General features: G+C 71.9%; 28 protein-coding genes. 8 read left to right on the plus strand and 20 right to left on the minus strand.

Annotation, left to right across the window (positions count from 1 at the left end):
- The first annotated feature begins 70 nt into the window (after positions 1–70).
- Positions 71–508, plus strand: coding sequence for a hypothetical protein (locus KIK06_RS25470; protein ID WP_268645425.1), 438 nt, complete (start codon positions 71–73; stop codon positions 506–508).
- Positions 509–587: 79 nt separating this feature from the next.
- Here the strand turns inward: KIK06_RS25470 and KIK06_RS25475 are convergent, their stop codons facing one another.
- Positions 588–959: a hypothetical protein gene (locus KIK06_RS25475; protein ID WP_268645426.1), complete on the minus strand. Its 372-nt coding sequence runs from the start codon at positions 957–959 to the stop codon at positions 588–590.
- A 99-nt stretch (positions 960–1,058) separates the two neighbouring features.
- A complete protein-coding gene (locus KIK06_RS25480; protein WP_268645427.1) occupies positions 1,059–1,574 on the minus strand; it encodes an ATP-binding protein in 516 nt (171 codons plus the stop codon).
- A 213-nt stretch (positions 1,575–1,787) separates the two neighbouring features.
- Between KIK06_RS25480 and KIK06_RS25485 the strand changes: the two genes are divergently transcribed.
- Entirely contained in the window at positions 1,788–2,600 is an 813-nt protein-coding gene (locus tag KIK06_RS25485) for a GntR family transcriptional regulator (RefSeq protein ID WP_268645428.1), read from the plus strand.
- A 664-nt stretch (positions 2,601–3,264) separates the two neighbouring features.
- Here KIK06_RS25485 and KIK06_RS25495 read toward each other — a convergent pair.
- The 5 genes from KIK06_RS25495 to KIK06_RS25515 all read right to left on the minus strand — a co-directional run bounded on the left by KIK06_RS25495 (position 3,265) and on the right by KIK06_RS25515 (position 7,295).
- Positions 3,265–3,801: a helix-hairpin-helix domain-containing protein gene (locus tag KIK06_RS25495; protein WP_268645429.1), complete on the minus strand. Its 537-nt coding sequence runs from the start codon at positions 3,799–3,801 to the stop codon at positions 3,265–3,267.
- A gap of 52 nt (positions 3,802–3,853) precedes the next feature.
- On the minus strand, positions 3,854–4,249 hold the full coding sequence (locus KIK06_RS25500) for a hypothetical protein (protein WP_017600783.1): 396 nt from the start codon (positions 4,247–4,249) through the stop codon (positions 3,854–3,856).
- Positions 4,246–5,217 carry a helix-turn-helix transcriptional regulator gene (locus KIK06_RS25505; protein WP_268645430.1) on the minus strand — a complete coding sequence of 324 codons (972 nt, stop codon included), beginning with the start codon at positions 5,215–5,217 and terminating at the stop codon, positions 4,246–4,248. The genes KIK06_RS25500 and KIK06_RS25505 overlap by 4 nt, the downstream gene beginning before the upstream one ends.
- A gap of 255 nt (positions 5,218–5,472) precedes the next feature.
- Positions 5,473–5,964, minus strand: a complete 492-nt coding sequence (locus KIK06_RS25510; protein WP_268645431.1) for a hypothetical protein — start codon at positions 5,962–5,964, stop codon at positions 5,473–5,475.
- A gap of 5 nt (positions 5,965–5,969) precedes the next feature.
- Positions 5,970–7,295 carry an MFS transporter gene (locus KIK06_RS25515; protein WP_268645432.1) on the minus strand — a complete coding sequence of 442 codons (1,326 nt, stop codon included), beginning with the start codon at positions 7,293–7,295 and terminating at the stop codon, positions 5,970–5,972.
- A 71-nt stretch (positions 7,296–7,366) separates the two neighbouring features.
- On the opposite strand from KIK06_RS25515, the gene KIK06_RS25520 reads away from it, so the two are divergent.
- The gene (locus KIK06_RS25520; protein WP_268645433.1) at positions 7,367–8,362 is read left to right on the plus strand and encodes a GlxA family transcriptional regulator; all 996 of its coding nucleotides are present in this window, start codon (positions 7,367–7,369) and stop codon (positions 8,360–8,362) included.
- Positions 8,363–8,481: 119 nt separating this feature from the next.
- Here the strand turns inward: KIK06_RS25520 and ectA are convergent, their stop codons facing one another.
- The 9 genes from ectA to KIK06_RS25565 form a co-directional block, all read right to left on the minus strand.
- The gene (gene ectA, locus KIK06_RS25525) at positions 8,482–9,009 is read right to left on the minus strand and encodes a diaminobutyrate acetyltransferase (RefSeq protein ID WP_017600778.1); all 528 of its coding nucleotides are present in this window, start codon (positions 9,007–9,009) and stop codon (positions 8,482–8,484) included.
- 54 nt (positions 9,010–9,063) lie between these two features.
- On the minus strand, positions 9,064–9,468 hold the full coding sequence (locus KIK06_RS25530; RefSeq protein ID WP_017600777.1) for an ectoine synthase: 405 nt from the start codon (positions 9,466–9,468) through the stop codon (positions 9,064–9,066).
- Between the two features lie 87 nt (positions 9,469–9,555).
- Entirely contained in the window at positions 9,556–9,813 is a 258-nt protein-coding gene (locus tag KIK06_RS25535) for an acyl carrier protein (RefSeq protein WP_017600776.1), read from the minus strand.
- Positions 9,814–9,929: 116 nt separating this feature from the next.
- Positions 9,930–11,465, minus strand: coding sequence for a class I adenylate-forming enzyme family protein (locus tag KIK06_RS25540; RefSeq protein WP_268645434.1), 1,536 nt, complete (start codon positions 11,463–11,465; stop codon positions 9,930–9,932).
- Positions 11,462–11,932 carry a 3-aminobutyryl-CoA ammonia lyase gene (locus KIK06_RS25545; RefSeq protein WP_268645435.1) on the minus strand — a complete coding sequence of 157 codons (471 nt, stop codon included), beginning with the start codon at positions 11,930–11,932 and terminating at the stop codon, positions 11,462–11,464. The genes KIK06_RS25540 and KIK06_RS25545 overlap by 4 nt, the downstream gene beginning before the upstream one ends.
- Positions 11,933–11,949: 17 nt before the next feature.
- Positions 11,950–12,372 carry a holo-ACP synthase gene (locus KIK06_RS25550; protein WP_017600773.1) on the minus strand — a complete coding sequence of 141 codons (423 nt, stop codon included), beginning with the start codon at positions 12,370–12,372 and terminating at the stop codon, positions 11,950–11,952.
- A complete protein-coding gene (locus KIK06_RS25555; protein ID WP_268645436.1) occupies positions 12,369–13,637 on the minus strand; it encodes a type III PLP-dependent enzyme in 1,269 nt (422 codons plus the stop codon). Before KIK06_RS25555 ends, KIK06_RS25550 begins: the two co-directional genes overlap by 4 nt.
- A gap of 46 nt (positions 13,638–13,683) precedes the next feature.
- Positions 13,684–13,842 carry a hypothetical protein gene (locus tag KIK06_RS25560; RefSeq protein ID WP_268645437.1) on the minus strand — a complete coding sequence of 53 codons (159 nt, stop codon included), beginning with the start codon at positions 13,840–13,842 and terminating at the stop codon, positions 13,684–13,686.
- A gap of 147 nt (positions 13,843–13,989) precedes the next feature.
- Positions 13,990–14,184: a hypothetical protein gene (locus tag KIK06_RS25565; protein ID WP_268645438.1), complete on the minus strand. Its 195-nt coding sequence runs from the start codon at positions 14,182–14,184 to the stop codon at positions 13,990–13,992.
- 384 nt (positions 14,185–14,568) lie between these two features.
- Here KIK06_RS25565 and KIK06_RS25570 point away from each other — a divergent pair, with 384 nt between their 5' ends.
- Positions 14,569–15,675, plus strand: a complete 1,107-nt coding sequence (locus KIK06_RS25570) for a CapA family protein (RefSeq protein WP_268645439.1) — start codon at positions 14,569–14,571, stop codon at positions 15,673–15,675.
- Between the two features lie 4 nt (positions 15,676–15,679).
- Here the strand turns inward: KIK06_RS25570 and KIK06_RS25575 are convergent, their stop codons facing one another.
- Positions 15,680–16,006: a hypothetical protein gene (locus tag KIK06_RS25575; RefSeq protein WP_268645440.1), complete on the minus strand. Its 327-nt coding sequence runs from the start codon at positions 16,004–16,006 to the stop codon at positions 15,680–15,682.
- 246 nt (positions 16,007–16,252) lie between these two features.
- The gene (locus KIK06_RS25580) at positions 16,253–17,467 is read right to left on the minus strand and encodes an MFS transporter (protein ID WP_268645441.1); all 1,215 of its coding nucleotides are present in this window, start codon (positions 17,465–17,467) and stop codon (positions 16,253–16,255) included.
- Positions 17,468–17,667: 200 nt separating this feature from the next.
- On the opposite strand from KIK06_RS25580, the gene KIK06_RS25585 reads away from it, so the two are divergent.
- The gene (locus tag KIK06_RS25585) at positions 17,668–18,027 is read left to right on the plus strand and encodes an ArsR/SmtB family transcription factor (protein ID WP_017600764.1); all 360 of its coding nucleotides are present in this window, start codon (positions 17,668–17,670) and stop codon (positions 18,025–18,027) included.
- Positions 18,028–18,067: 40 nt separating this feature from the next.
- On the opposite strand, the gene KIK06_RS25590 is transcribed toward KIK06_RS25585, so the two are convergent.
- Complete coding sequence (locus KIK06_RS25590; RefSeq protein ID WP_268645442.1) at positions 18,068–18,751, minus strand: hypothetical protein; 684 nt, start codon at positions 18,749–18,751, stop codon at positions 18,068–18,070.
- A gap of 115 nt (positions 18,752–18,866) precedes the next feature.
- Complete coding sequence (locus tag KIK06_RS25595; protein ID WP_268645443.1) at positions 18,867–19,487, minus strand: hypothetical protein; 621 nt, start codon at positions 19,485–19,487, stop codon at positions 18,867–18,869.
- 339 nt (positions 19,488–19,826) lie between these two features.
- Here KIK06_RS25595 and KIK06_RS25600 point away from each other — a divergent pair, with 339 nt between their 5' ends.
- From KIK06_RS25600 to KIK06_RS25610, 3 genes are all read left to right on the plus strand, one after another.
- The gene (locus KIK06_RS25600; RefSeq protein ID WP_268645444.1) at positions 19,827–21,107 is read left to right on the plus strand and encodes a GAF domain-containing protein; all 1,281 of its coding nucleotides are present in this window, start codon (positions 19,827–19,829) and stop codon (positions 21,105–21,107) included.
- A gap of 140 nt (positions 21,108–21,247) precedes the next feature.
- On the plus strand, positions 21,248–22,771 hold the full coding sequence (exaC, locus tag KIK06_RS25605) for an acetaldehyde dehydrogenase ExaC (RefSeq protein WP_268645445.1): 1,524 nt from the start codon (positions 21,248–21,250) through the stop codon (positions 22,769–22,771).
- The gene (locus KIK06_RS25610; RefSeq protein WP_268645446.1) at positions 22,771–23,163 is read left to right on the plus strand and encodes a DUF779 domain-containing protein; all 393 of its coding nucleotides are present in this window, start codon (positions 22,771–22,773) and stop codon (positions 23,161–23,163) included. The genes exaC and KIK06_RS25610 overlap by 1 nt, the downstream gene beginning before the upstream one ends.
- Positions 23,164–23,275: the final 112 nt, after the last annotated feature.

The following is a 23,275-nucleotide window of genomic DNA, read 5'->3' on the forward strand; positions in this document are numbered from 1 at the left end:
TTTACGGAACGGTAGACGCACGGGGAGTGTCCAAGTCGGGTAAACGTCATCTCCCGTGAGAGAGAGTTCCATGCACCCCCCTGTGCTCCCCATGCCCGGAAGCCTCAAGGCGGTCCGGGTCATCATCGCCGTCCGTGTGGTCCTCGCCGTCATCGTCTACGGTGTCGCGACGCTGGGGTTGGCCGCGGCGTCGGGAGACCGACGTCTCCAGGCCGCCCTGGAGGCCGAGGCCGGGATGTCCTACGGAGCCGTCGTACTGTTCATGGTCATCGGAGCCGCGATAGTCGCCTTCGAGGGCTACGTGCTCGTGACCATGGGCAGAGGAGGCAGCAGGACGCAGACGCTCCTGCGTCTGCTGGTCGGGATCGGCCTCGTGAACTCCGTCCTGAACCTGCTGATGGGCCAGAACGCGGTCCTCGGCATCGTCCTGTTGGTGGTCGTCGCGATCCTCGTCGAGGGCCGGAGCGCCAAGGAGTGGTTCCACACCACGGAGAGCTCCGTCGGCTGACGTCAGGCGCCCGTGAGCGTCGCGCTCGCCGAGGGGAGTCCGTGGCGGGGCGGCACCGCCCCGCCACGGGCGTGTCCGGTCAGCCGGATCGGTCGAGGTAGTGGCGGATGAGGGAGGCGAGTTCGTCGAACTCACCCGGTGCCGGTCCCGTCAGGAGGTCACCCACGGGGAGTCGTGGCCGGGGGACGCGGGTGAGCATGTAGGGGCGGACGAGGGCGCCGCCGATCTCGTCGGGGTCCGGCCCGGGTTCCGGGGCGTCGGGTTCGACCGAGGGCGCCGGGGTCAGCGCGGGGCGCTCGGGGGCCGGGGTGATCGCTCGGGGTTCGGGTCCGGGGGTTTGGGGAGTGAACACGTAGGTCAGGGCCGTCGCGAGCGCGGCGGCGGCGAGCTGCCAGAGGCGCGCGGCGAGGGATTCGACGGGCCTACGGTGTCGCCCGTTAGGGTGGTGCATGGTCATCCTCCTGGGGTTTCAGGTGGTTGATCGCGCCCCGGGCCGGTGTTGCACGCACCGGCTGGGGCGTCTTCTTGCGCGCGGTCGGCTCCTGGCCGGTCATCGGACCAGGTCGTGGTGGGGGTCGATCAGCGCCCAGACGGTGAGGGGACCGCCGTAGAGGCCGGTCCACCACCACTTCTCGGCGACGGCGGCCACGAGGAGGAGTCCGCGCCCGCCCGGGTACAGGTCCTCCGTCCGCTCAGGGAGGCGGGGGACGGTCGTCCGCCGACCAGGGCGGGGACCGTCGTCGGTCACGGAGACGAGCACGACGGTTCCGGGGAGGACCTCGACCGAGACCTTCACCCGGCCGTACCGCCCACCGGAGGCGGTGTGGCGGACGGCGTTGGTCACGAACTCGCTGACGACCAGCCCCACCGGCGCGGCCTCGACCGGATCGAGCCCGGTGGCGTTCTGGCTCCAGTCGCGGATGCGCCCGACCTGGTCGGGCGTCCCATCGAAGTAGGCGGTGGACTCCCCCGACCGCCGACCCCGCACACGCACCGGCGACCCACCCGCCACCTGTCGGTCTTCGTGCTGGCTCCGCCTCGGTCGCGGGATGTCGGCTTCATGCATCGCTGCTCCTCCACACCGATCGTTGCCTGGAGGCTCAGCCGACTGGGGCACACTGTGCGTGTGACCGTCCATCGCTCCACCAACGTCGGACGTGCCGGAGTCGACTTGATTTAGAGGGGCTAAACCTCGCTTGTCGACGACGGTAGCCCCAACTCCCCGTCACTGCAATAGGGGGGCTAAAGTTTGATGGAGTAGTCGACCGGAGGATTCGCCTTGGATGCCAGGACATTGCACGACATCGCTGCCATCTCGGACCCGGTGGAGAGGGCTCGTGCGGCGTCGTCCGCCATGACCACGTTGCAGGGACAGAGCGTGGAGCTGTCCAGGATTCGGCGCGGGGCGATCGTGGAGGCCCAGGCATCGGGAATGCGGCAGGATGAGATCGCACGGCATCTCGGGGTCACGCCGGGCAGAGTGAGCCAGATGAAGAAGGCGGGCGGCGATCCGTCCCACAAGGCGCCCGCGGGCCCGCTCGAACCACGCCCCCGTGTTCTGGTGCAGCGCGCGTTGCCGACTCCGCCGAGCACGCGTGGGTCCAAGAGCCTCTACCTCACCGAGGCCGAACAGCAGGGCCTCGAACCGAAGCGGAAGATGCTCTTCGTCGGGCAGGAACCCGCGTCGGAACACGTCGCGGCTGGTCTGCAAGCCGAACCCGGCACAGATGTCGTCGCGCGGCGCAAGATGTTCTGGGCGAACGACGTTCCGGTGCGCATCTCCACCTCCTATTTCCGCCTCGACGTGGCAGAGGGAACCCGGCTGGCGGGGGAGGGGTTCGTCCTTCCCACGCTCCAGGCCGCCATCGAGGACCTGGGGCACGTGTTCGGGCACGCCACGGAGACGCTGACCGTTCGGCCGCCGACGCCTTACGAGGCGGATCTGCTCGACGTGCCCGGCGAGTGGATCGTGCAGGTGCTCCGGGTCAGTTACTCGACCGAGGACGTTCCGGTCCATGCCCTGGAGACGATCTGTGCCGCGTCGCGGCATGTCTTCCCGATCGGTCAGGTCGCGGGTTCCGATCAGTTCTGACAGTGATCGGGGTGGCCTCGGTAGTGCTTGGGGCCGTGCTCCGCCAGAGGAGGGGTTCTTCGATGGATATGGTGAACGGCTGGTAGAACTGGCGCAATTCCAGTTACAGCGGGGGTTCTGGGGAGAGTGTGTCGAGGTTGCTGTCCTGCCTGGTGCGACAGCCGTGCGCGACACGCAGAACCGGGAGCTGGGGAACTTGGCGTAGCCGAGTGCGGAGGGGGCCGGGCTTCTTGCCGTGCTGAAGCCGTGAGCGCGTCGGACGGTGTTCTTGTACCTGAATGAGGCAGGCGGGGCGAATGTCTGTTTCTTGGAAACTTGCAGATCTGGTGGTGCTGGCCGGATAGAAACGCAGGTCAGGAAGCTGCTCCCCGCGCACGCGGGGATGGACCCTGCTGGGGGACGACTTCCGGTCGGGCGATCATCTGCTCCCCGCGCACGCGGGGATGGACCCACCGGGTGGCGCCACCCGCCGTCCTTGTGGCGCTGCTCCCCGCGCACGCGGGGATCGGCGAGTCGTTCAGGTGCGGATCGCGTCCTGCCGGGCCTGGAGTACCAGGTCACGGTAGGGCAGTGACACGAGCGGCACGGTGTCACGCCGCTCGGGGCCTCGACGTGCCCGTGCTCATCGCCCACACCCTCCGCAGGTGCGCCCAGGGCTGAGCCGTCACCGCAGGGACATGCCCTTCTCGGCGAGCGTCTCCCTCAGGATCCGCACGGCCTTCGGGCCGACGCCGTGCAGCGCGAGCAGCTCCTTCTCGCTGCGCGTGGCGACCTCCGCGAGCGTGCCGAGCCCGGCACCGAGCAGGGCGCGGGTGGCGGGCTTGCCGATACCGGCCGGCAGGTCGCCGTCCGCCGGTCCGGTCCCCGCGTCGGCCGCGGCCAGCTCCTTGGCCAGCCGCTCGGGAGCACGGTGGTACCAGGCCGCGCGGACCAGGGCGTTGAGCTTCTGGCCGTCGACGTCGGCCAACGGCAGGCCGAACCCGATCACCTCCTCCTCCCGGACGATCCGATCTCCGCCGGGATGCGCCGCCTCGGCGGCCTCGACCTCGGCGACCGGCAGCCGCAGCCGCACCCGGCCGTCCTCGGCCACGGAGACGAACCCCGCGCCGCGTACCGAGAACACGACCATGCCGGAGCGGGTGCCCTCCTCGACCTCCGGAAGGGCGAGTGCGGCCTTGCGCAGTTGGGTCAGAGTGGTCATGGGGCCGATGCTAGACATCAGCGAAGACGTTCCGACGGCCCCGCCGGGCGTGTCAGTCCCGCAGGCGCAGGTCGCCGTCCCAGCTGTCGGCGTGGACGGTGCCGTCCGGGAACTCGATCGCCAGTCCGGTGAGCCCGTGGTCCGGGTCCCAGTCCTGGTGGACCGCGGTCACGGCCTGCCCGACGTGGCGGGCGAACGGCGTGCCCTCGGCGGTCGGCAGCACCTCGACCCGTCCCAGGCCGTCCATGTCGTAGTCCCCGTACGGATGCTCCTCCACCACGACGAGCCGCCAGTCCGCGGCCGTCGTCAGGTGCGTGGGGACGCCCTGTTCGCCCACCAGCCACACGTCGATCGGGCCCTGTGGTCTCTGGTCGTCGGCCACCCACCACGCGGCGAACAGTCCGTCCAGGCGGCGGCCGACCAGGGCCGAGGGGTCGAAAGGCGTCATTCGGCCGGGAGGTAGTCCTGGCGCACGGCGTTGACGCCCGCCTGGAACCGGCTCTTCGCGGACAGGCGCACCATGATCTCCGACGCGAACCTCCGCGCCGTGCGCGGGGAGACACCCAGCCTCCGGGCGATCACCTCGTCGGTGTGCCCCTGCGCGAGCAGTCTCAGGGCCTCGCTCTGCTGCGGGGTCATCTCGTCGCCGACGTCCTTGCTCGGCGTGGGGGCGAGCTCCCGGGCATCCCGCCACACCGCCTCGAACAGCGTGCACAGGGCGGCCAGCACACCCGGCGCCCTGATCACCGCCGCGCCCTTGGCCGTGTCCTGGTCGTCGATCGCGACGATCGCGACGGACCGGTCGCAGATGATCATGCGGGTCGGCAGGGACGGCGCCGTGCGGACCCGGGCCCCCAGGTCCACGAGGTCCCTGGCGTGGGCGACGCTGTCCGGGTCGTTGGTGAGGCTGTCCAGGTACACGGTCCGCATCCGTACGCCGCGCTCCAGCAGTCTGCGGTTGAGCGGTTGGGAGGCCTTCATGTTCTCGGGGGTCTGGGACCCGCCGGGGGCGAAGGTCAGGAACTCCTCGCTTACCTGTTCGTTGAGCAGGTGCAGGTTGTCCCGGATCTGGTCCAGTCCACGGAGGACGGACAGCTCCGCGTCCTCGGGCGCGGCGCGGAAGTTCTCACTGAAGTCACCGATCAGCTGGGCGGCCGCCGCCCGGCTCTCCTCCAACCGCTGCTGTCTGCGCGCCAGGTCGGCCTGCTGGTGGGCGAGGAGGATCTGCGTTCCCAACTGCGGGTTGATCGCGTGCAGCCGTCCGCCGGAGCCGGTGGAGGAGCGCACCATCGCCAGTTCGCTGAGGACGTCCAGGGCCTCCCGAACCTGTTTCTCGGAAAGGTCCAGGCCGCTGGCCAGTTCCGACACTCCCTCCTCGGGATGGAACAGCATGCGCCGGTAGACCGATTCGACCACGGGATCGACACCAAGACCATCCAACGCCGTTCTCACCCTCGTGTGGGACGTCGTACGCTTTCTTCGTCTTTCGGGACCATGTACTTATACCACGGGGCTTCGATCCTGGTCGGGTCGCCAGTGCCGCCATTCACGAAACTCCTGTCGGGGTCACCCGGGGTGCGACTTGAAAGGGTTATTACCTGCGATTCCTACAGTGGGTGACGGACATCGCCCCCGTTCCGGAGAAATGAATGCGCGGCGAATCCGCCGTCATTACTCGACGCCCGCCGCGGAACGGCGCAGGTGGCGCGTCCACGTCACCGCGATCCCCCCGGCGACGGCCAGCGGCACCAGGACGAGGAACGCGGACAGGATCCACTCACGGGAGCCGTCGGGGCCGTAGACCCGGTTGTCCGCGCCCACGTCCACGGCCCCGATCCGAGCCCCCTCCACACAGGTCTCCCGACCGGCGGCGTGCAGGTACACCCCGCGCGTCTCCCCGCCGTCGCCGGGCGTGAAGTGGCCGTTGCAGGTGCACGACTCGTGCCCCGGGTGCTGGATGCAGGAGAGGCTGACCGCGGTGAACGTCCCGGGGGCGCCCTCGCCGCGCGCCGCCCGCAGGTTCTGGTCGAACCCGGCGAAGCCGATGTAGGCCACGGCCGAGGCCAGGATCAGGAGGACGAGGGAGAAGGGGAGGGAGGGCGCCCTGCGGGGCCTGTGCCGCGGGGGCGCCTCGGCGGTGGTCTCGGTGAGGTTCTCGCTCATGGCGCTCACACCTTCTCGGGCTCTGCGGAGGGCCCGGTCCGGGCGGCGGAGCCGTCGGCGGTGTCCTCACCGGCGCGGGCGAACCCGAACACGGCCACCGCGGCGACGACGCACAGGGCGGCGGCCAGCATCCACACCGGGCCGTAGCCGCCGGTGACGTCCCGGGTGAAGCCGCCGAAGACCGCCATGGCTCCGGCTCCGACCTGGTGGACGGCGTTGACCCAGCCGAAGACGATGGCGCCGTCCGCGCCGAAGGCCCGGCGGCACAGCAGGATGGTGGGGGGCACGGTCGCGACGTCGAGCAGGCCGAACATGACGACCCAGGACACGATCACCGCCCCGGCGTCCGGCCCGAGCAGCGCGGGCAGCGCGGCCAGCAGCAGCGCCCGGCCGCCGTAGTAGCCGACCAGGAGCAGGCGCGGGTCGAACCGGTCGGTGAGCCATCCGGACAGAACCGTTCCCACCAGGGCGAACACACCGATCATCGACACCAGGGAGGCGGCGACCGTGACGGACATCCCCTGGTCCTGGGCGGCGGGCACGAAGTGGGTCCACATGATCCCGTTGGTGGTCGCGCCGCACACCGCGAACGCCCCCGCCAGGACCCAGAAGCGGCGGCTGCGCACGGAGGAGTACAGGACCCGGACCGTCCGCCGCGCCGCGCCCTGGTCCGCCTTCGGCCGCTCCACGAACTCCGTCGCCCCGTAGGGCCGCTGTCCCAGGTCGGCGGGGTGGTCGCGCAGGACCAGCGCGATGAGGACCATCATCGTGCCCGCCGTCAGGGCGAGGGTCACGATGGCCGGGCGCCACCCCTGGTTGTCGACGATCCACGCCAGGGCGGGCAGGAAGACCAGCTGGCCGAAGGCGCTGGACCCGGTCAGCGCGCCGATGACCAGTCCCCGGCGCTCCACGAACCAGTTGCCCGCGACGGTGGCGGCGAAGGTCATCGACAGCGATCCGGTGCCCGCGCCGATGAGCAGCCCCCAGTACAGGGTCAGCTGCCACACGTCGGTCATCACGGTGGTCAGCCCGGCGCCGACGACGATGACGAGCATGGCCACCAGGGCGATCCGGCGGATGCCGAACCGGTCCATCAGCGCGGCCGCGAACGGGGCGATGAGGCCGTAGACGATCATGTTGACCGACGCGGCGATACCGATCGAGCCGCGCGACCACTGGTACTCGGTGTGCAGGGGATCGATGAGGATGCCGGGCATCGCGGCGAAGGCCGCCGCGGCCACGATGGTCAGGCAGGCGATGACGGCGATCGCCCACGCGCGGTGGAACAGGACGGGTGTCGGCCTCTGCTGGGAGGCGGTGTCGTTCGGCATGACCCCAGAGTCCTTCGGAACCCCCTGTCGCTGACAGTGTCCTGAAAGCCAACATGTGAAAGAATCAGGCCATGTCGTCTTTCAGCGAACCCGGACGCCACCGCGTGGCCGTCCTCGCCCGCCACGGTCTGCTGCCCATCGAGGTCGGCATCGTCCACCGGCTGTTCGGCCGGGCCCGAGACGCGGACGACCAGCCGATCTACGAAGTCGTCACCTGCGCGCTGGAACCCGGTGAGATCAGGACCGACACCGACTTCACCATGAACGTCGCGCACGGCCCCGAGGCCCTCGGCGAGGCCGAGACGGTGATCGTCCCCGCCGCCGAGGAGGACTACGAGGAACGCCCGCACGCACCGCTCGACCCGGAGCTGGCCGCCGCCATCGCGCGGGTGCGGCCGCGCACGCGGGTGGCCTCCATCTGCACTGGGGCGTTCGTGCTCGCCGCGGCCGGGCTGCTCGACGGGTGCCGGGTGACCACGCACTGGAAGTCCGCCGGGTACTTCCGGGCCATGTACCCGCACATCGACCTGGACCCCGACGTGCTCTACACCGACAACGGGCGTGTGCTGACCGCCGCCGGGGTCGCCTCCGGCATCGACCTGAGCCTGCACATGATCCGCACCGACCACGGCGCGGCCGTCGCCAACGAGGTGGCCCGCAACACCGTCGTCCCACCCCACCGGGACGGCGGCCAGGCCCAGTACATCCGGCACCCGGTCCCGGCCCCGGAGCGCTCGGCGACCGCCCGGGCCCGCGCCTGGGTCCTGGACCACCTCCACCTCCAGCCGAGCCTGAGGGAGATGGCCGAGCAGGAGTCGATGAGCGTACGTACGTTCACCCGCCGCTTCCGTGAGGAGGTGGGGCAGTCGCCGGGGAAGTGGGTCACACAGCAGCGCCTGGACCGGGCCCGTCAGCTCCTCGAGGAGTCCGACCTGTCCGTGGACCGGATCGCCGCGGAGGCCGGGTTCGGGACGGCCGCGTCGCTGCGCCAGCACATGCACGTCGAACTGGGCGTGTCCCCCAGCGCCTACCGGCGCACCTTCCGGGGGACGGTGGCCGCGGCCTGAACCGCCCCCTCGCCGGGTCCCGCCGTGCCCCGGGCGGGTGGGGCGGGACGCTCCGCACACGCGAACGCCGGGACGGTGCCCGAGCACCGTCCCGGCGTTCGCGTTCACCCGGGTCCCGTTCAGGGAAGGACCGGGCCGATCCGGTAGAGGGTCTCCTCGTGGTGGCCCCCGCCGAAGTCCGCGCTGGAGAAGAGCACGCTCTTGTCCACCGGGGCGCCCCAGCGCTTGGCGAAGCGCTTGAGCACCATCACGATCGGGGTGTTCTCCTCCGACACGGTCGCCTCCACGTATCTGGCGCCGTCGAGGATCTGCTCCTGCACGGCGTGGTCGAAGAGCTTCACCCCGAGGAAGGGGATGCCGTGCCGGGGCTTGACCGCCTCCTGCCAGACGAAGTACGTGTCGGGCCGATCCGGTCGGCGGTAGCCGCTGAGGAAGCCGATGACCTCGCCGTCGAGCTCGGCCACCAGCGAGGTCCGCGCGAAGTCGCGGAACCAGATCATGTAGTAGTACTCGCTGTTGTTGTCGAGTTGGTCGGACTCGTCCACCAGGTGCCAGACGGCGCGCGCGTCGGCGGGCTCGGGGCGGCGGAAGACGACGCGGTCGCGCGCGGCGGCGGGGGTGGCGGGTGCGTCGATCGTGACGGTCATGCGGACTCCCTGTTCTGGGTGGGGGTGGTGGTCGTCGTCGCGGTGCCGGCAGGGTCAGGAGCCGGTCGCCTCGGTCAGGAGGGGGTAGGCGCCGTTCTCGTCGTGGTCCTCGCGGCCGGTGACGGGCGGGTTGAACACGCAGATGAAGCGCGAGTCCTTGGTGGGGCGCAGCGTGTGCCGCTCGTGTCCGTCGAGCAGGTACATGACGCCGGGGGTGATCCAGTGCTTCTCACCGGTCTCGTCGTCGGTGAGCTCCATCTCGCCCTCGACGCACAGGACCGCCTCGTAGTGGTTGGCGTACCACAGCGACGTCTCGGTGCCCGCGTACACGGTGGTCTCGTGCAGGGAGAACCCGACGCCCTCCCGGGCGAGCACGATCCGCTTGCTCTCCCAGGTGCCCTTGGCTCCCTTGACGTGGCGTTCGGTGTCCTCGATCTCGGCGAAGGAACGGACCAGCATGGTGACCTCTCGGGGTTGGGGGGTGGTGGTGACGGCCGGCTCGGGCGCGCGGCGCCCTCGACCGGCGGTGGTGGGCGGTGGGCGGGGTCAGGCCGCGGCCGCCCGCGCGGACAGGACGAAGTCGGTGAGGGAGTCGACGGACTCGAACGCCTCGATCTCCAGGTCCTCGGGCTCGACCTCCAGCCCGATGGACTCCTCCAGGGACATGAGGACCTCCAGCATCGAGGTGGAGTCCAGGTGCAGGTCGTCGAAGAGGCGGACGGTGCCGTCCAGGTCGGCGACCTCGCGCTCCAGGGCCTCGGACAGGGCGGCTTCGAGGGCGGTGACGACGTCGTTGCGCTGCATGGGTTTTCTCCCTGTGTGGTGTGACGGCCCGGAGGGGCCGGGTGCGGTCGTGCTCGGTTCTCGTGGTGCTTGTCGTTGGCGGTGCTCGGTGTTCGCGGTGTTCGCGGCCGGGACGCTCAGGCGCGCCCCGAGGCGGAGATCAGGTCGGCGAGCCTGGCCCGGTCGATCTTGCCGTTGCCGTTGGTGGGCAGGTCGTCGAGGCGGACGCAGATCCGGGGGACCTTGAACTCCTCGATCTCCTGGCGCATCCGCTCCAGGACCTCCTCCTTGGGGATGCTGGAGATGACGGCCAGCTGGGCGGGGCGCCCGTCCGCCGGGGGCAGGACGATCGCGGAGTCCACCCCCTCGACGCGGTGCGCGGCGGCCTCCACCTCGGTGGCGCTGACCCGGAAGCCGCGCTCCTTGTAGATGTCGTCCCTGCGGCCGTCGAAGTACAGGTAGCCGTCCTCGTCCACCCACCCGTAGTCGCCGGTGCGCAGCTCGGGGAAGAGCCCGTCGCGGCGGTGGAACCGCTCGGCGGTCAGCTCCTCGCGCCGCCAGTACCCCGCCATGACGTTGGGTCCCCGGACCACGATCTGGCCGGTCTCCCCGGAGGGAAGGCGCTCGCCGTCGGGGCCGATCACGAAGATCTCGGTCCCGTCCAGGGGCAGCCCGCACGAGCCGGGCCGCTCCAGGTCGCCGTCGGGCGGCATGATGGCCGCGCGCTTGCACTCGGTGAGGCCGTACATCACCTGCACGCGCAGACCGGGCAGGGACGCGCGCAGCGAGGACACGGTCTTCTCCGACAGGGCCGCGCCGGTGTTGGTGAGCAGGCGCAGCGACGTGGGGCGGCGCTTGCCGCGGGCGGCCAGCCAGGCCAGGCGGTCCGAGACCGCCGGGACACCCGCCAGGACGGTGGCCCCGCTCTCGATCAGGCTGCGCAGCAGGGGCGGTCCGGCCTCGGCCGGGGAGCCGAAGCGCAGCCGGGCCCCGGCGAGCATCACCAGGTAGACCTGGTAGAGGCCGTAGTCGAAGGACACCGGCAGGGGGCAGTAGACGGTGTCGTCCGACCGGTAGCCCAGGCGCTTCTGGATCGCCCGGGCCGCGAACAGGATCTGCTGGTGGGTGCTGACCACGGCCTTGGGCCGGGACGTCGTGCCCGAGGTGTAGATCATGCAGACCGGATCGACCTCCAGTACCGGGCAGGTCCGGTCCGGCGGCGGCGTGGCCTCCCCGGTCCCGTCCGGTGCGGCGGGGGCCGGTGCGTCGGCGAGGGCGAGCAGGTCGCGGGTGGTGAGGAAGTCGGCCCCGGCGGCCCCGGCCTCGTCCCTGACGTCGTCGGTGTCACAGACCACGACCGAGGGCTCGGCGTCGTCCAGGACGTGGGTGAAGGCTCCGTCGCGCACGCTCTCGTGCAGGAGGCTGAACACCGCGCCCGCCCGGGAGACCGCGAAGAGCGCCGCGGCGGCGGCCAGGGGGTCGCCCGTGCGCACGGCCACGCGGTCGCCGCGCCGCAGTCCCCGGGCCCGCAACCGGCGGGCGATCCGGGAGCTGGCGGAGGCCAGTTCCCCGAAGCTCGCCGTCCGGTCGCCGGCGCCCAGGGCGGGGGTGTCCGGATCCCGTCGGGCCGCGTCGTCGAGCAGGTCGTGCAGGAGTCGCGGTTCGGTGCTCATCGGGTCTCCTTCCTGGTCACGGCCTCGCGGGGGACCACGGTCGTCGCGGTGGCCGAGCACACCAGCTGCGGTTCGGGCAGGAGTCGGGCCGCGCTGGGGCGCGTTCCGGGGTCGGCGCTGATCACCTTGAAGGCGCTCAGTTCGACGACCCTGCGCAGGCGGGTCCGGCGGACCAGCCGTCCGTGGACCTCCAGGTAGTCGCCGGGGGCGACGGGGGCGGTGAAGCGGACGTCGGAGTAGCCGGAGAGCAGGCCCTCGTCGCCGTCCTCGCGGACGGTGATCTCGGTGACCAGGTCGCCGAACAGGCGCAGCACCCGGGCCCCCTCCACCACGCCCCCTCCGTAGTAGGCGTCGCTCTCGCTGAGCCGTACGCGCAGGGAGGCGGTCGTGGGCTGGTCCTGGTCCTGGTCCTGGTCCGTCGGCGGCGCGGCGGCGGGCGCGATCGGATCGTCGGTGGCGGTCGGCATGTGCTGCTGTCTCCTTGTCAGGTTCGCGTGTGGTCCGTGCACAGCGCCACGGCGACCACGACGTCGTTCTTGTGTGAGATCGACAGGCTCACGCGGGGCAGTCCCATCGCGGCGGCGGCGCCGAGGAAGACCACGCGCGGCGCGCCCTCCCCGGTCCGGGCCACCCGGATGTCGCTCATGGCCACGCCCTGGAGCATCCCCCTGCCCAGGGCCTTGAGGACGGCCTCCTTGGCGGCGAAGCGTCCGGCGAGGAACTCCGTACGGCGGTGCGTCCCCATACCCTCGGCCTCCGTCCGCTCCTCGGGCGCGTAGCAGAAGCGGAGGAACCAGGGGCGGCGCAGCAGGCGGTCGAGTTCGCGGCGGTCGAGGACGTCCACGCCGACGCGGAGGGCGGCCGGGGGAGCGGGGTCCGGGGGACGGCGGGCCCTCGCTCCGTTCATCGGAGTCGGACGAGGCGCTGCCTGCCCAGCAGGTCCTCGGTCGTGTCCGGCACCCGGACCAGGTGGGCCCGGCCCCGGTGGACGAGGACCTCGGCCGGGTAGCCGTGGCTGAGGAACAGGCCGGGGGAGGCGGTGGGACCGTAGGCGCCCGACCGGCCGATGCCGACCAGGTCGCCGGGGCGGATCTCTGGCAGGGCCGCCTTCTTGACGATGAGGTCGTTGGGGGTGCACAGCGGCCCGGTGACGGAGTACCGGTGCGTGGCCGGGGCCTCGGGCGCGCCGAGGTGGCGTACCGGGAAGTCGCGTTTGACGAAGCTGCCGATGCCCACGGCCGCCATGTGGTGGTTGGTGCCTCCGTCGGCCACGGCGAAGAGTTCGCCCATGGACTCCTTGACCTCGCGGATCCGGACCACGTAGGTCCCGGCCCGGGCGGTCAGGAAGCGTCCGGACTCCATCATCAGCCGGCAGCGGGGGTTGCGTTCGCGGAAGCCGGCGACGACCTCGTGCATCCCCTGGCGCAGCCCGGCCATGTCGGGGTCGCTCTCGCCCGCGAAGTAGGCCACGCCGAGTCCGCCCCCGAAGTCGACGGCCTCCAGGTCGATGCCCAGGTCGGCCGCCAGGGACTCGGCCAGGCCGAGGATGCGTTCGGTGTTGCCCACGACGCTGGCGTGGTCGAGGAACCGCGTCCCCATGTAGGCGTGGACACCGGTGACGCGTACTCCGGTGAGGTCGGCCAGACGGTGTTTGGCGTCGCGGACCGCGGCCTCGTCGATGCCGAACTGCCGGGGTTTGCCGCCCATGGCCAGACCCTGGCCCTTGGCGGTGAAGGACGGGTTCACCCGCAGCATCACGGGGAAGGGCGCCGAGCCGCTCCGCCTGACCAGCGCGTCGACCCGTTCCACCTCCTCGAGTGACTCGCACACCAGCGCCGCGATCCCGGCGTCGACGCACGCCCGCAGCTCCTGGTCGGACTTCCCGGGGCCGAGGAAGATGATGTCCGAGGGCGCCACCCCGGCACGGAGCGCGGTCACGAGCTCGGTGTGCGAGCTGACCTCGGCTCCGGCCCCGAGCGAACCGAGCAGCGCGCAGACGCTGATGTTCGGGTTGGCCTTGAGCGAGTACATGATGTCGACGCCGTCGGGGAGCGCCTGTCTGAGCTGGGTGTGGGACTGTTCGAGTACGTCGGCCTCGTAGACGAAGAGCGGGGTTCCGAACTCCTCCGCCAGTCCGGCGTAGTCGGTCCCGGGGGACTCCGTGGTGTGCACCGTTGACCTTCCGTCGGGTTGGGGTGTCGCGCGCCGTCGGCCGCGCCTACTGCCAGCCGGAGTCGTCGGACTGCCAGCCCGAGTCATCGGCCGCGTTGGTGTACACGGCCGGGGCCTCCGTCGACTGCCCGGAGAAAGGAATTGTGAAGGCTATCGAAAGAATTGCGAAACCCGTGGCGGAGAAGGCGGAGATCCTGGCGGCCATGGTACTTCCCTTCATTTCTTCGGTGTGCCTTGCGATGTGTTCATTATGGGCACCCGCTTTGGCTGAAGTGAAGGATTCGCCGCTGTCCTAAACGGTCCATGGCCCTTTTCGTCCACGGCTCTGTGGGGTTCTGGGCGCCCGTTCGGCTCAGGGGAGGATGCCGTCGATGAGGGGGACCTCGCACCTGAAGAGCTGGTATTCATCCAGTTCAGGGTGGCTTCCGGCGGTCCTGTGCCAGATCCGGGCGGCGGTGTGCTCGGCGTCGGCGAGGCTGCGGGAGCGCAGGAAGAGTCCGATGGTCGGGTCCGTGTCGACCCTTCGGTGCACGCTGACGTGCTCCAACCCGTCTCCTGATTCCGCTGCGCATTCGACCATTTCCCTGACGTAGTCGGGAAAGCGTTCGCGATGGGGGTGGAGAAAGGTCAGGTGGACCAGGTACATGTGTGACCTCGGCTTTATCGACATCCCTGCGGCGGCGAGGGTTTGCGTAGCCCCGGGAGATACGCGCGAATCCCGGTGGGGGGAGGCGCCTTTCGGGGGCGAACGGGGCGCCACCGGGCCGCGGACACCAGTCTTCAGCGCGCTTGCCCGCCCTGACAGTGGCTTGAAGGTCAACGTGCGCAAGGTTTCAGCCAAGGCCACCGTCCCGGGCGCCGGGACCGATGGTGCCGATCGCGGGCCCGACCAGGCCGAATCCGCTTCGAGCGGTAGGCGTACGCTGGGAAGATGCGCACCGAGCCGGTGACCATGTTCCTCTGCGGCGACGTGATGCTCGGACGCGGCGTGGACCAGATCCTGCCGCACCCCGGTGACCCGGCGCTGGAGGAGTGCTACGTCCGGGACGCGCGCGGCTACGTCGAACTGGCCGAGCGGGCCAACGGGCCGATCCCGCGCCCCGTCGACTTCACCTGGCCCTGGGGTGACGCGCTCGGCGTGCTGGAGGACGCCTCCCCGGACGTGCGGATCCTGAACCTGGAGACCAGCGTGACCCGGGACGGGGAGTTCGCGCCGGGCAAGGGGATCCACTACCGCATGCACCCCGACAACCTCCCGTGCCTGGCCGCGGTGCGTCCGGACGTGTGCTCCCTCGCCAACAACCACGTCATGGACTTCGGTCCGCGCGGCCTGGAGGACACGCTCGACTCCCTGTCCACCGCGGGACTGCGCTTCGCGGGGGCGGGGCGCGGCGCGGCGGCGGCCCGCGCCCCGGTGGCGGTGGACCTGGACGGGGGCGGGCGGGTCCTGGTCGCCGCCTTCGGGACCACGTCGACGGGTATCCCGCCGGCCTGGTCGGCGCGTGAGGACCGGCCCGGGGTCCACCTCGTGTCCGAGAACGCGGAACTGGGCGCCCCCGGAGTCGTCGAACGGGTGCGCCGGCAGCGCGGCCCGCGCGACGTGGTCGTCGCCTCGGTGCACTGGGGCACCAACTGGGGCTACGACGTCACGGAGCAGACGGATCTGGCCCACGCGCTGGTCGACGGCGGTGTGGACGTGGTGCACGGCCACTCCTCGCACCACCCCCGGCCGATCGAGGTCTACCGCGACCGGCTCGTCCTGTACGGCTGCGGCGACTTCGTCAACGACTACGAGGGCATCCAGGGCTACGAGCGCTACCGGGACGACCTCCGATTGATGTACCTGGTGTCCGTCGACCCCGGCAGCGGGCGGCTGCTCTCCCTGCGGATGGTGCCCCTGAGGTCACGGCGGATGCGACTGGAACCGGCCTCCCCCCAGGACGCGTGGTGGCTCCAGGAGGTCCTCGACGACGCCTCCCGCGACCTCGGCTCCCGGGTCGTCCCCGAGGGCGGTGGACTCGCGCTGCGGTGGACCTGACCCGTCACACGTGGGTGAGCTCGCCGAACTCCTCCAGGACGCTCTCCCCGGTGTCCACGAAGGCGGCCACGGCCTCCTCCGCCTGCTCCAGTGTCACGTCGAGCCCGGCCGAACCGGTCTGCTCCATCCAGAGCGTGGGCGGCCCCCCGCGCGTGTCCCACATCATCTGGAGGGACTGTCCGCTGCCCAGCCCCCGGAAGATCATGAACGATCCGTCGACCGGGGTGAGCCGGTACATCGCCTCCCGCCACGTGCGGTCGGCCACGTCCGTCGGCGTCTGCCGCCAACCGAGCACCGGCCACCGCTCCTCGCGGTGTTCCAGACGGACCACGGGCGCGCCTCCACCGGTCGTCTGGCCGTCGGGCGCACCCGGGTACCGGGCGGCGGAACCGAACCGGCGCCGCCTCCCGGAGAACCCCCGCCCCGATCGGTGATCAGGGTGTCCAGTTCGTCGCCGAGGACGGTGCTCCGGGTCAGGGCGGAGTAGGGGTCGGTCATGGCGGTGTTCCTTCACACGGACGGCGGTGACGGGGCCGGTCGGCTCCGGGAGGTCGGGCGTTCCCGGCCCCGGCGCGGTTCACGCCGCCCGTGTGGGCACGCGGTCCCGCCACAGCATGGTGGCGGCCGCCGCCGAGGCGAGTGCCAGCAGCGCGAACACGCCCAGGGTGAGCGGCTGCCCCGCACGTGCTCCCAACCACCCCGCCAGGGGATAGGTGAGCAGGAAGCACGCGTGGGAGAGCGCGAACTGGGCGGCGAACAGTGTCGGAAGGGGGTGGGGGCCGCCGGAGCGGCGCAGCAGGCGGCCGGTGGGGGTGAGGACGAGCGACGTACCCGCGCCGAGGAGGAGCCAGCACGCGAGCACCCCCAGCCACGCCGTGGCCCCGGCCGACGCGGACAGCGTGAGGGCGGCGCCCGCCAGCCCGAGGGCGAGGACGAACCCGGCGGGCAGCATCACCGTGCGGTCACCGGCCCTCTCCAGGACCCGGGGCAGCAGCAGGGCCACCGCCATCGACCCGGCGCCGAACGCGCCCAGCGCCAGTGCCACCGCCGACTGCTCCCGGCCCAGACCGTCCCGCACGATGACCACCGTGTTGACGAGGACGACGGCGGTCGCGGACGCCACGGCGAGGTTCATGGCCAGCAGGGCGCGGAGCCGGGGGACGCGCAGGAACGGGCCGACGCCCAGCGGCGAGCCGGTCCGGGCGGGTGCTCCGTCGCCGCGCGTACCGGGCAGGTGTGCCGCGAGGACCAGGACGGACGCGGCGAGGAACCCGGCCCCGGTGCCGAGGAACAGGGTGTCGTACCCCACCACGGTGAGGAGGGCGGCCGCGATGAGCGGACTGGCGAGGCTCTCCAGGTCGTAGGCGAGTCGGGACAGGGAGAGGGCCCGGGTGTAGTCGCCCTCGTCGGTCAGGACGTCGGGGATCGTGGCCTGGAAGACGGGGGTGAAGGCCGCCGAGGCCGTCTGGAGCAGCAGGATCAGCAGGTAGACCTGCCACACCTCGTCGACCAGAGGCAGCCCCAGGGCGCAGACCGCGCGCAGGGCGCTGGCGGTCGCCAGGAAGACGCGGCGGGGGAGCCGGGCGGCCACCGCTCCGACCAGCGGTGACACGCTGACGTAGGCCACCATCTTGATGGTCAGGGCGGTGCCCAGGACGGTTCCGGCGTCGGCGCCCGCGAGGTCGTAGGCGAGCAGGCCGAGGGCGACGGTCGCCAGGCCGGTGCCGAGCAGGGCGAGCACCTGGGCGGTGAACAGGCGGCGGTAGGTCGGATGGGTGAGGACGCGGAGCATGGGCGGGGCTCCCGGGGGTCGGCGACAGTACGGGAAAGTATACGTGCGCACTTGCGCACGTGTCACTCCTTCGACTGTCGTGCGTCCGAGGGCCCGCTGGTCGCTTCGGCGATGCCCGGTCGGCGAACCGGGGAGGGCGCCGTGGACGTCGTTCGCCGTGTGGGGAGTGCGTGTTCGCGGAACACGCCTAGACTGCGCGCATGCCCGATCGTGAGCCGCCCTCCGCCCCGAGCCTGTTCCACGCGCAGCCCCCGGGCCCCGAGCGGCTCACCGTGGCCGCCGACGTCTTCCGGATGCTCTCCGACCCCACGCGCCTGTGCCTGCTCTGGACGCTGGCCCAGGGCGAGGCCGACGTCGGCCAGCTCACCGAGGCGAGCGGAGCCTCGCGGACGGCGGTGTCACAGCACCTGGCCAAGCTCCGCCTCGCGGGCCTGGTGGAGGCGCGCCGCGAGTCCCGGCACTCGATCTACCGCATGCGCGACGGCCACCTGCGCCGACTCGTCCTGGAGGCGCTCAACCACGCCGACCACGTCGTCACCGGTGAGCCGCCGCACGAGTGACCCCGGCCCTGGCGGCGCGCCGGGGCGGCCGCGCGGTCGGCTACCCCCGGTACGGCGGGACGGGGCCGTGCGGCCACGGGTGTTGCTGACGCCGCCTCAGGTCGGCCTTGCGCGACAGGCGCGTGAGCAGGGTGACCAGGAAGATGATCAGGCCGGCGAAGAAGCCGACCATGGGGATGAGGATGCCCGAGACGACCCCCAGGCCGAGCCGGGCGTCCGCGCTCCGGACCACGTCGACGCCGCCCACCGCGTAGGGGGTGGTGGCGGAGCCGCCGCCCCAGACCATGCTCGCCGAGCAGGTGATGCGGTGGGTGCCGGGCTCGCGGGTGTCCAGTGTGGCGACGTACTCCCACTCCCCGTCGTCGGACTGGTACGAGTACCGGTCCGCCAGCAGTTCGAGGCTCTCGCCCGAGGGGGACCGGTGCTCACAGGGGACGACGTCGGTCGACCGGGCCGAGTAGAGCGCCCAGTCACGGGATTCGCCCTCACCGACCTCGAAGGTGGCGGACGACTCGCCGTCGAACTCCGCCTGGAAACCGGGGCTGGGGTTGGGGCGTTCGGGACTGGTGCCGAAGACCAGGATGCAGGTCCCCGCCGCCAGGCAGAGCACGAGAACGGAGGCGGCCACCCAGTACCAGAGCGTGCGCGGTCTGATCTCGGGTGCGGGGGTGTTCGGGGCCGCGGTGGCGCGGGGCGCGGGAGGCGGTACGTGAGGGGTGGACATGTGCCGAATTGTGTCATGGTGGTGTGACCGAAAGTGACCCGAGGGAAGCCGGTCCGCCGCCCCGCCGGTCCTCCGCGCGCGGTGACCGGCCTCGCGCCGGGGCCGGTCGGAGGAGTCACCCCTGGTACGGGGACCGGCCCCGCTCGCCGAGCAGGCGCCGCCTGTGCCGGTTGCGGCGCGCCGCCGTCACGATGAGGATCGGCGCCCCGACCAGCAGTCCGGTGAGCGGCGCACCGAGGATCGAGGCGAAGGCGCCCATGAGGTTGGCGAGGAAGGTCCGTTCGCCGTCCTGGATGTCGGTGACGCCGAAGGCGGTGTCCGCTCCGCCGTCGCACGCGAGCGCGTACTCACCGGCCCCGGCGGTCTCGGCGTCGCCCGCCAGCGCCCAGCTCTCCGACAGTGTGTCGACACTGTGGCTGTAGGGCGGGAAGCCGAACTCGCGCTCCTGGCCGTCGGGGAGGACCAGCACACAGGAGTACCCGTCGGCGTCCCACGGGCTGGCGTACAGCCCCAGCCTCCCGACCCCCTCGTCCAGGGTGAACGTGACCTCGCCCGAGCCCCGCAGCTCCGCCTCGAACTCCGGTGGCGCCAGCATCCGGACCATCATCACCGCGAAACCGGCGATCCCCACGAGAATCCCCAGGGTGATCACCCCCGTGCCGAGGACGTACCACACGCGGCGCGGGCGCAGCTCGCGCGGATCGACCAGCGGTCTTCTCAGTGGGTGTGCGGACATGTCCACTCCTCGTCTCGGTGCCTCCACGGTGGGACGGCGCGCCGCGCGCGGCGGTTCGGCCCGGCGCGTACCCGTCGGAGCGGTGGAGCGGAGGAGGCCGTGATCCCCACGTCCCGGTCCTTCACGGCGCGTCCGAACTCGTCCCCACCGTGCGAGAAGTCGTCCGTTCGGGCCCGGGTTCCCGTGGAACGCGTCGCCCCGAGCGCTCCGGTGACCGGCAGACCGGTCCCGCGCGTGTCCCCCACCCCTTGCCAAGCGCCCCGTGCGCGGTTTCACTCGGGGTGACGGGACGGGCCGCGGCCGCGGCGCGCTTCCCGTCCGGGTGAGGGGAGACAGCGGATGGCCGACGGGTGGATCGCCTGGTCACGGGGGGCCGACCCCGACTCCGTGCGCCGCGACGTGGCCGCGGCCCACGAGCGCTTCACCGACTCCGGGCAGGTCGGTGACCGGGTCCGCGCCGTCGTCGGCGACTCCTGGCGGCGCAGTGTCCGGCACGGCGTCGACCCCGACCGGACGACCCCCCGCGTGGAGCTCACCGGCCACGCCCTGCACGACCACCGCGCCGCCCACCCCCTCGCCCCCGTCATGCCCTTCCTGCGCCGACTCCTCGTGGACGCCGCCCCCGGCCCCCAGATCGTCGCGGTCGGGGACGCCTCCGGCCGACTCCTGTGGGTCGAGGGAGACCACCGGCTGCGTGACAGCGCCGAGGCCATGTGCTTCGTCGAGGGCGCCAACTGGCACGAGCGGTCGGCGGGGACCAACGCGCCCGGCGTCGCGCTCACCCTCGACCACGAGGTCCAGGTCTTCGCCGGCGAGCACTTCGCCCGGGGCGTGCACCGATGGAGCTGTTCGGCGGCGCCCCTGCACGATCCCGACACCGGCGCGCTGCTCGGCGTCCTCGACCTCACCGGGGAGGACCACGTCGCCTCGCCGCACGCGTTGGCCCTGGTCCGCACCGCCGCGGCGGCGGCCGAGGCGGAGCTGCGCGCGCTGCGCCTCGTCGGCCGGGTTCCCCCGCCGTGCCCGGACTCCGGCGCCCCGCTCCCCGGCCGCGCCCGCCTGAGCGTCCTCGGCCGTGACGGCGCCGGACTCGCCCTCGACGGGCGGACCGTCGCGCTCAGCCTCCGCCACGCCGAGATCCTGCTGCTGCTCTCCCGCTGTCCCGGCGGCCTGACCGGCGCCGCACTGGGCGCACGCCTGCACGAACGCGACGCCGCCCCGGTCACCGTCCGCGCCGAACTGGCGCGGCTGCGGCGCCTGCTCGGCCCGGGGTTGCTGGACTCCCGCCCCTACCGCCTGCGCCGCCCGGTGGGGACCGACGTCGACGACGTGCGCCGCCACCTCGCCGCCGGGGACCACCGAAGCGCCCTGGACGCCTACCCCGGCCCCGTCCTGCCGCGCTCCGAGGCGCCGGGCGTGGTGGAGGTTCGCGAGGCCCTCCAAGCCGAGGTGTGCGCGGTCCTGACCGACCACGCCTCCCCCGACGTGCTGCTGGACTGGGCGGAGCGCCCGGGGTGGCGCGACGACCCCCGGGCCGTGGCGGCGGCGCTCGGCGCGGCCCCTCCCGGCACTCCGAGGCACGCGGCCCTGCGCGGGCGGCTCCTCTGGCTCGGCCGCTGACCCGCCGCGCCCTCCGACCGCGCCTCCCCCTCCGGCCACACCGGCGCAACGTACTCGCAACGTCGAGGTGACTAGCGTCACGTCCCGCAGCGGCGGCGCCGGGACCGGACATCGGCGCCGACGGAGACGAGGAGGCAGACATGACGATCTACACACCCCCCGGTGAGCCCGGCAGTGTCGTGGAGTACGCCCCGCGCTACGAGAACTGGATCGGAGGGGAGTGGGTCCGCCCCGTGAAGGGGCGCTACTTCGAGAACCCCACCCCGGTCACCGGCCGGACCTTCACCGAGATCGCCCGCAGCGGCGCCGAGGACGTCGAACTCGCCCTCGACGCCGCCCACGGCGCCGCGCCCGCCTGGGGCCGCACCTCCGCCGCCGAGCGCGCGCTCGTGCTCAACCGGATCGCCGACCGGATCGAGGAGAACCTGGAGCGGCTCGCCGTCGCCGAGTCCTGGGAGAACGGCAAGCCGGTCCGTGAGTGCCTGGCCGCCGACCTCCCGCTGGCGGTGGACCACTTCCGCTACTTCGCCGGGGCCATCCGCGCCCAGGAGGGGCACACCTCCCAGATCGACGAGGACACCGTCGCCTACCACTTCCAGGAGCCGCTGGGCGTGGTCGGCCAGATCATCCCCTGGAACTTCCCCCTGCTCATGGCCACCTGGAAGCTGGCCCCCGCCCTGGCCGCCGGGAACGCCGTCGTGCTCAAGCCGGCCGAGCAGACCCCGGCGTCGATCCTCCTGCTCGTCGAGCTCATCGCCGACCTGCTGCCGCCCGGCGTGGTCAACGTCGTCAACGGCTTCGGCGCCGAGGCGGGCCGCCCGCTCGCCTCCAGCCCCCGTGTGCGCAAGGTCGCCTTCACCGGGGAGACCACCACCGGGCGCCTCATCATGCAGTACGCGTCGGAGAACCTCATCCCGGTCACCCTGGAACTGGGCGGCAAGAGCCCGAACCTCTTCTTCGCCGACGTCGCCGACCGCGCGGACGCCTTCTACGACAAGGCCCTGGAGGGGTTCACCCTCTTCGCGCTCAACCAGGGTGAGGTGTGCACCTGCCCGTCCCGGGCGCTCGTCCAGGGGTCCGTCTACGACCGCTTCCTCGGTGACGCGCTGGAGCGGGTCGGCGCCATCGTCCAGGGGAACCCGCTCGACACCGGGACCATGGTCGGAGCTCAGGCCAGCAACGACCAGCTGGAGAAGATCCTGTCCTACATCGACATCGGGGTCCAGGAGGGCGCCAAGGTGCTCGCCGGGGGCGGGCGCGCCGACCTCGGCGGTGACCTGTCCGGCGGCTACTACGTCGAGCCGACGGTCTTCGAGGGGCGCAACGACATGCGGATCTTCCAGGAGGAGATCTTCGGCCCCGTGGTGTCGGTGACCCGGTTCGACGACTACGCCGACGCGATCAAGACCGCCAACGACACCCTGTACGGGCTCGGCGCGGGCGTGTGGTCGCGCGACGGCAACACCGCCTACCGGGCGGGCCGGGACATCCAGGCCGGACGCGTGTGGGTGAACAACTACCACGCCTACCCCGCGCACGCGGCCTTCGGCGGCTACAAGCAGTCGGGGATCGGCCGGGAGAACCACCGGATGATGCTCGACCACTACCAGCAGACGAAGAACCTGCTGGTGAGCTACTCCGACTCGGCACTGGGGCTGTTCTGATGCCCCTCCCCGCGGACGGTGCGGGGGCGGAGCGGGTGGCGGTCACCGACGAGGCCGCCGCCCTGCTCCGCGACCTGCGCGCCGAGCACGGACCGCTCATGTTCCACCAGTCCGGAGGATGCTGCGACGGGAGCTCGCCGATGTGCTATCCGGCGGGGGAGTTCCGCACCGGCGCGTCGGACGTCCACCTGGGCGACCTGGAGGTCGGCGGGCCCGAACCGGTTCCGGTGTGGATGTCCCGCGCCCAGTTCGAGCTGTGGCGGCACACCCACCTGACGATCGACGTCGTCCCGGGGCGCGGGGCGGGGTTCTCCCTGGAGGCGCCGACCGGGCGGCGCTTCCTCATCCGCTCGCGGCTCATGACCGACGAGGAGGCCGAACGGCTGGCGTGAGCCGGTCACGTCCTCAGGACCGGTCACCCCAGGGGGTTACCGTTCGGGCGCCGGCAGGGTGCTTATGGATAGGGCTGCGCCGTAGGCGTCCGTTGAGGGTGGTGGCGGGCGA

This window comes from Nocardiopsis sp. EMB25, from assembly GCF_026797795.1.
Classification (GTDB): Bacteria; Actinomycetota; Actinomycetes; order Streptosporangiales; family Streptosporangiaceae; genus Nocardiopsis; species Nocardiopsis lucentensis.

Coding starts and splice junctions, on each gene's coding strand:
- KIK06_RS25470 (WP_268645425.1), top strand. CDS start 71: ATGCACCCCCCTGTGCTCCCCATGCCCGGAAGCCTCAAGGCGGTCCGG.
- KIK06_RS25475 (WP_268645426.1), bottom strand. CDS start 959: ATGCACCACCCTAACGGGCGACACCGTAGGCCCGTCGAATCCCTCGCC.
- KIK06_RS25480 (WP_268645427.1), bottom strand. CDS start 1,574: ATGCATGAAGCCGACATCCCGCGACCGAGGCGGAGCCAGCACGAAGAC.
- KIK06_RS25495 (WP_268645429.1), bottom strand. CDS start 3,801: ATGACCACTCTGACCCAACTGCGCAAGGCCGCACTCGCCCTTCCGGAG.
- KIK06_RS25500 (WP_017600783.1), bottom strand. CDS start 4,249: ATGACGCCTTTCGACCCCTCGGCCCTGGTCGGCCGCCGCCTGGACGGA.
- KIK06_RS25510 (WP_268645431.1), bottom strand. CDS start 5,964: ATGAGCGAGAACCTCACCGAGACCACCGCCGAGGCGCCCCCGCGGCAC.
- KIK06_RS25515 (WP_268645432.1), bottom strand. CDS start 7,295: ATGCCGAACGACACCGCCTCCCAGCAGAGGCCGACACCCGTCCTGTTC.
- KIK06_RS25520 (WP_268645433.1), top strand. CDS start 7,367: ATGTCGTCTTTCAGCGAACCCGGACGCCACCGCGTGGCCGTCCTCGCC.
- ectA (WP_017600778.1), bottom strand. CDS start 9,009: ATGACCGTCACGATCGACGCACCCGCCACCCCCGCCGCCGCGCGCGAC.
- KIK06_RS25530 (WP_017600777.1), bottom strand. CDS start 9,468: ATGCTGGTCCGTTCCTTCGCCGAGATCGAGGACACCGAACGCCACGTC.
- KIK06_RS25535 (WP_017600776.1), bottom strand. CDS start 9,813: ATGCAGCGCAACGACGTCGTCACCGCCCTCGAAGCCGCCCTGTCCGAG.
- KIK06_RS25540 (WP_268645434.1), bottom strand. CDS start 11,465: ATGAGCACCGAACCGCGACTCCTGCACGACCTGCTCGACGACGCGGCC.
- KIK06_RS25545 (WP_268645435.1), bottom strand. CDS start 11,932: ATGCCGACCGCCACCGACGATCCGATCGCGCCCGCCGCCGCGCCGCCG.
- KIK06_RS25550 (WP_017600773.1), bottom strand. CDS start 12,372: ATGAACGGAGCGAGGGCCCGCCGTCCCCCGGACCCCGCTCCCCCGGCC.
- KIK06_RS25560 (WP_268645437.1), bottom strand. CDS start 13,842: ATGGCCGCCAGGATCTCCGCCTTCTCCGCCACGGGTTTCGCAATTCTT.
- KIK06_RS25570 (WP_268645439.1), top strand. CDS start 14,569: ATGCGCACCGAGCCGGTGACCATGTTCCTCTGCGGCGACGTGATGCTC.
- KIK06_RS25580 (WP_268645441.1), bottom strand. CDS start 17,467: ATGCTCCGCGTCCTCACCCATCCGACCTACCGCCGCCTGTTCACCGCC.
- KIK06_RS25585 (WP_017600764.1), top strand. CDS start 17,668: ATGCCCGATCGTGAGCCGCCCTCCGCCCCGAGCCTGTTCCACGCGCAG.
- KIK06_RS25590 (WP_268645442.1), bottom strand. CDS start 18,751: ATGTCCACCCCTCACGTACCGCCTCCCGCGCCCCGCGCCACCGCGGCC.
- KIK06_RS25595 (WP_268645443.1), bottom strand. CDS start 19,487: ATGTCCGCACACCCACTGAGAAGACCGCTGGTCGATCCGCGCGAGCTG.
- KIK06_RS25600 (WP_268645444.1), top strand. CDS start 19,827: ATGGCCGACGGGTGGATCGCCTGGTCACGGGGGGCCGACCCCGACTCC.
- exaC (WP_268645445.1), top strand. CDS start 21,248: ATGACGATCTACACACCCCCCGGTGAGCCCGGCAGTGTCGTGGAGTAC.
- KIK06_RS25610 (WP_268645446.1), top strand. CDS start 22,771: ATGCCCCTCCCCGCGGACGGTGCGGGGGCGGAGCGGGTGGCGGTCACC.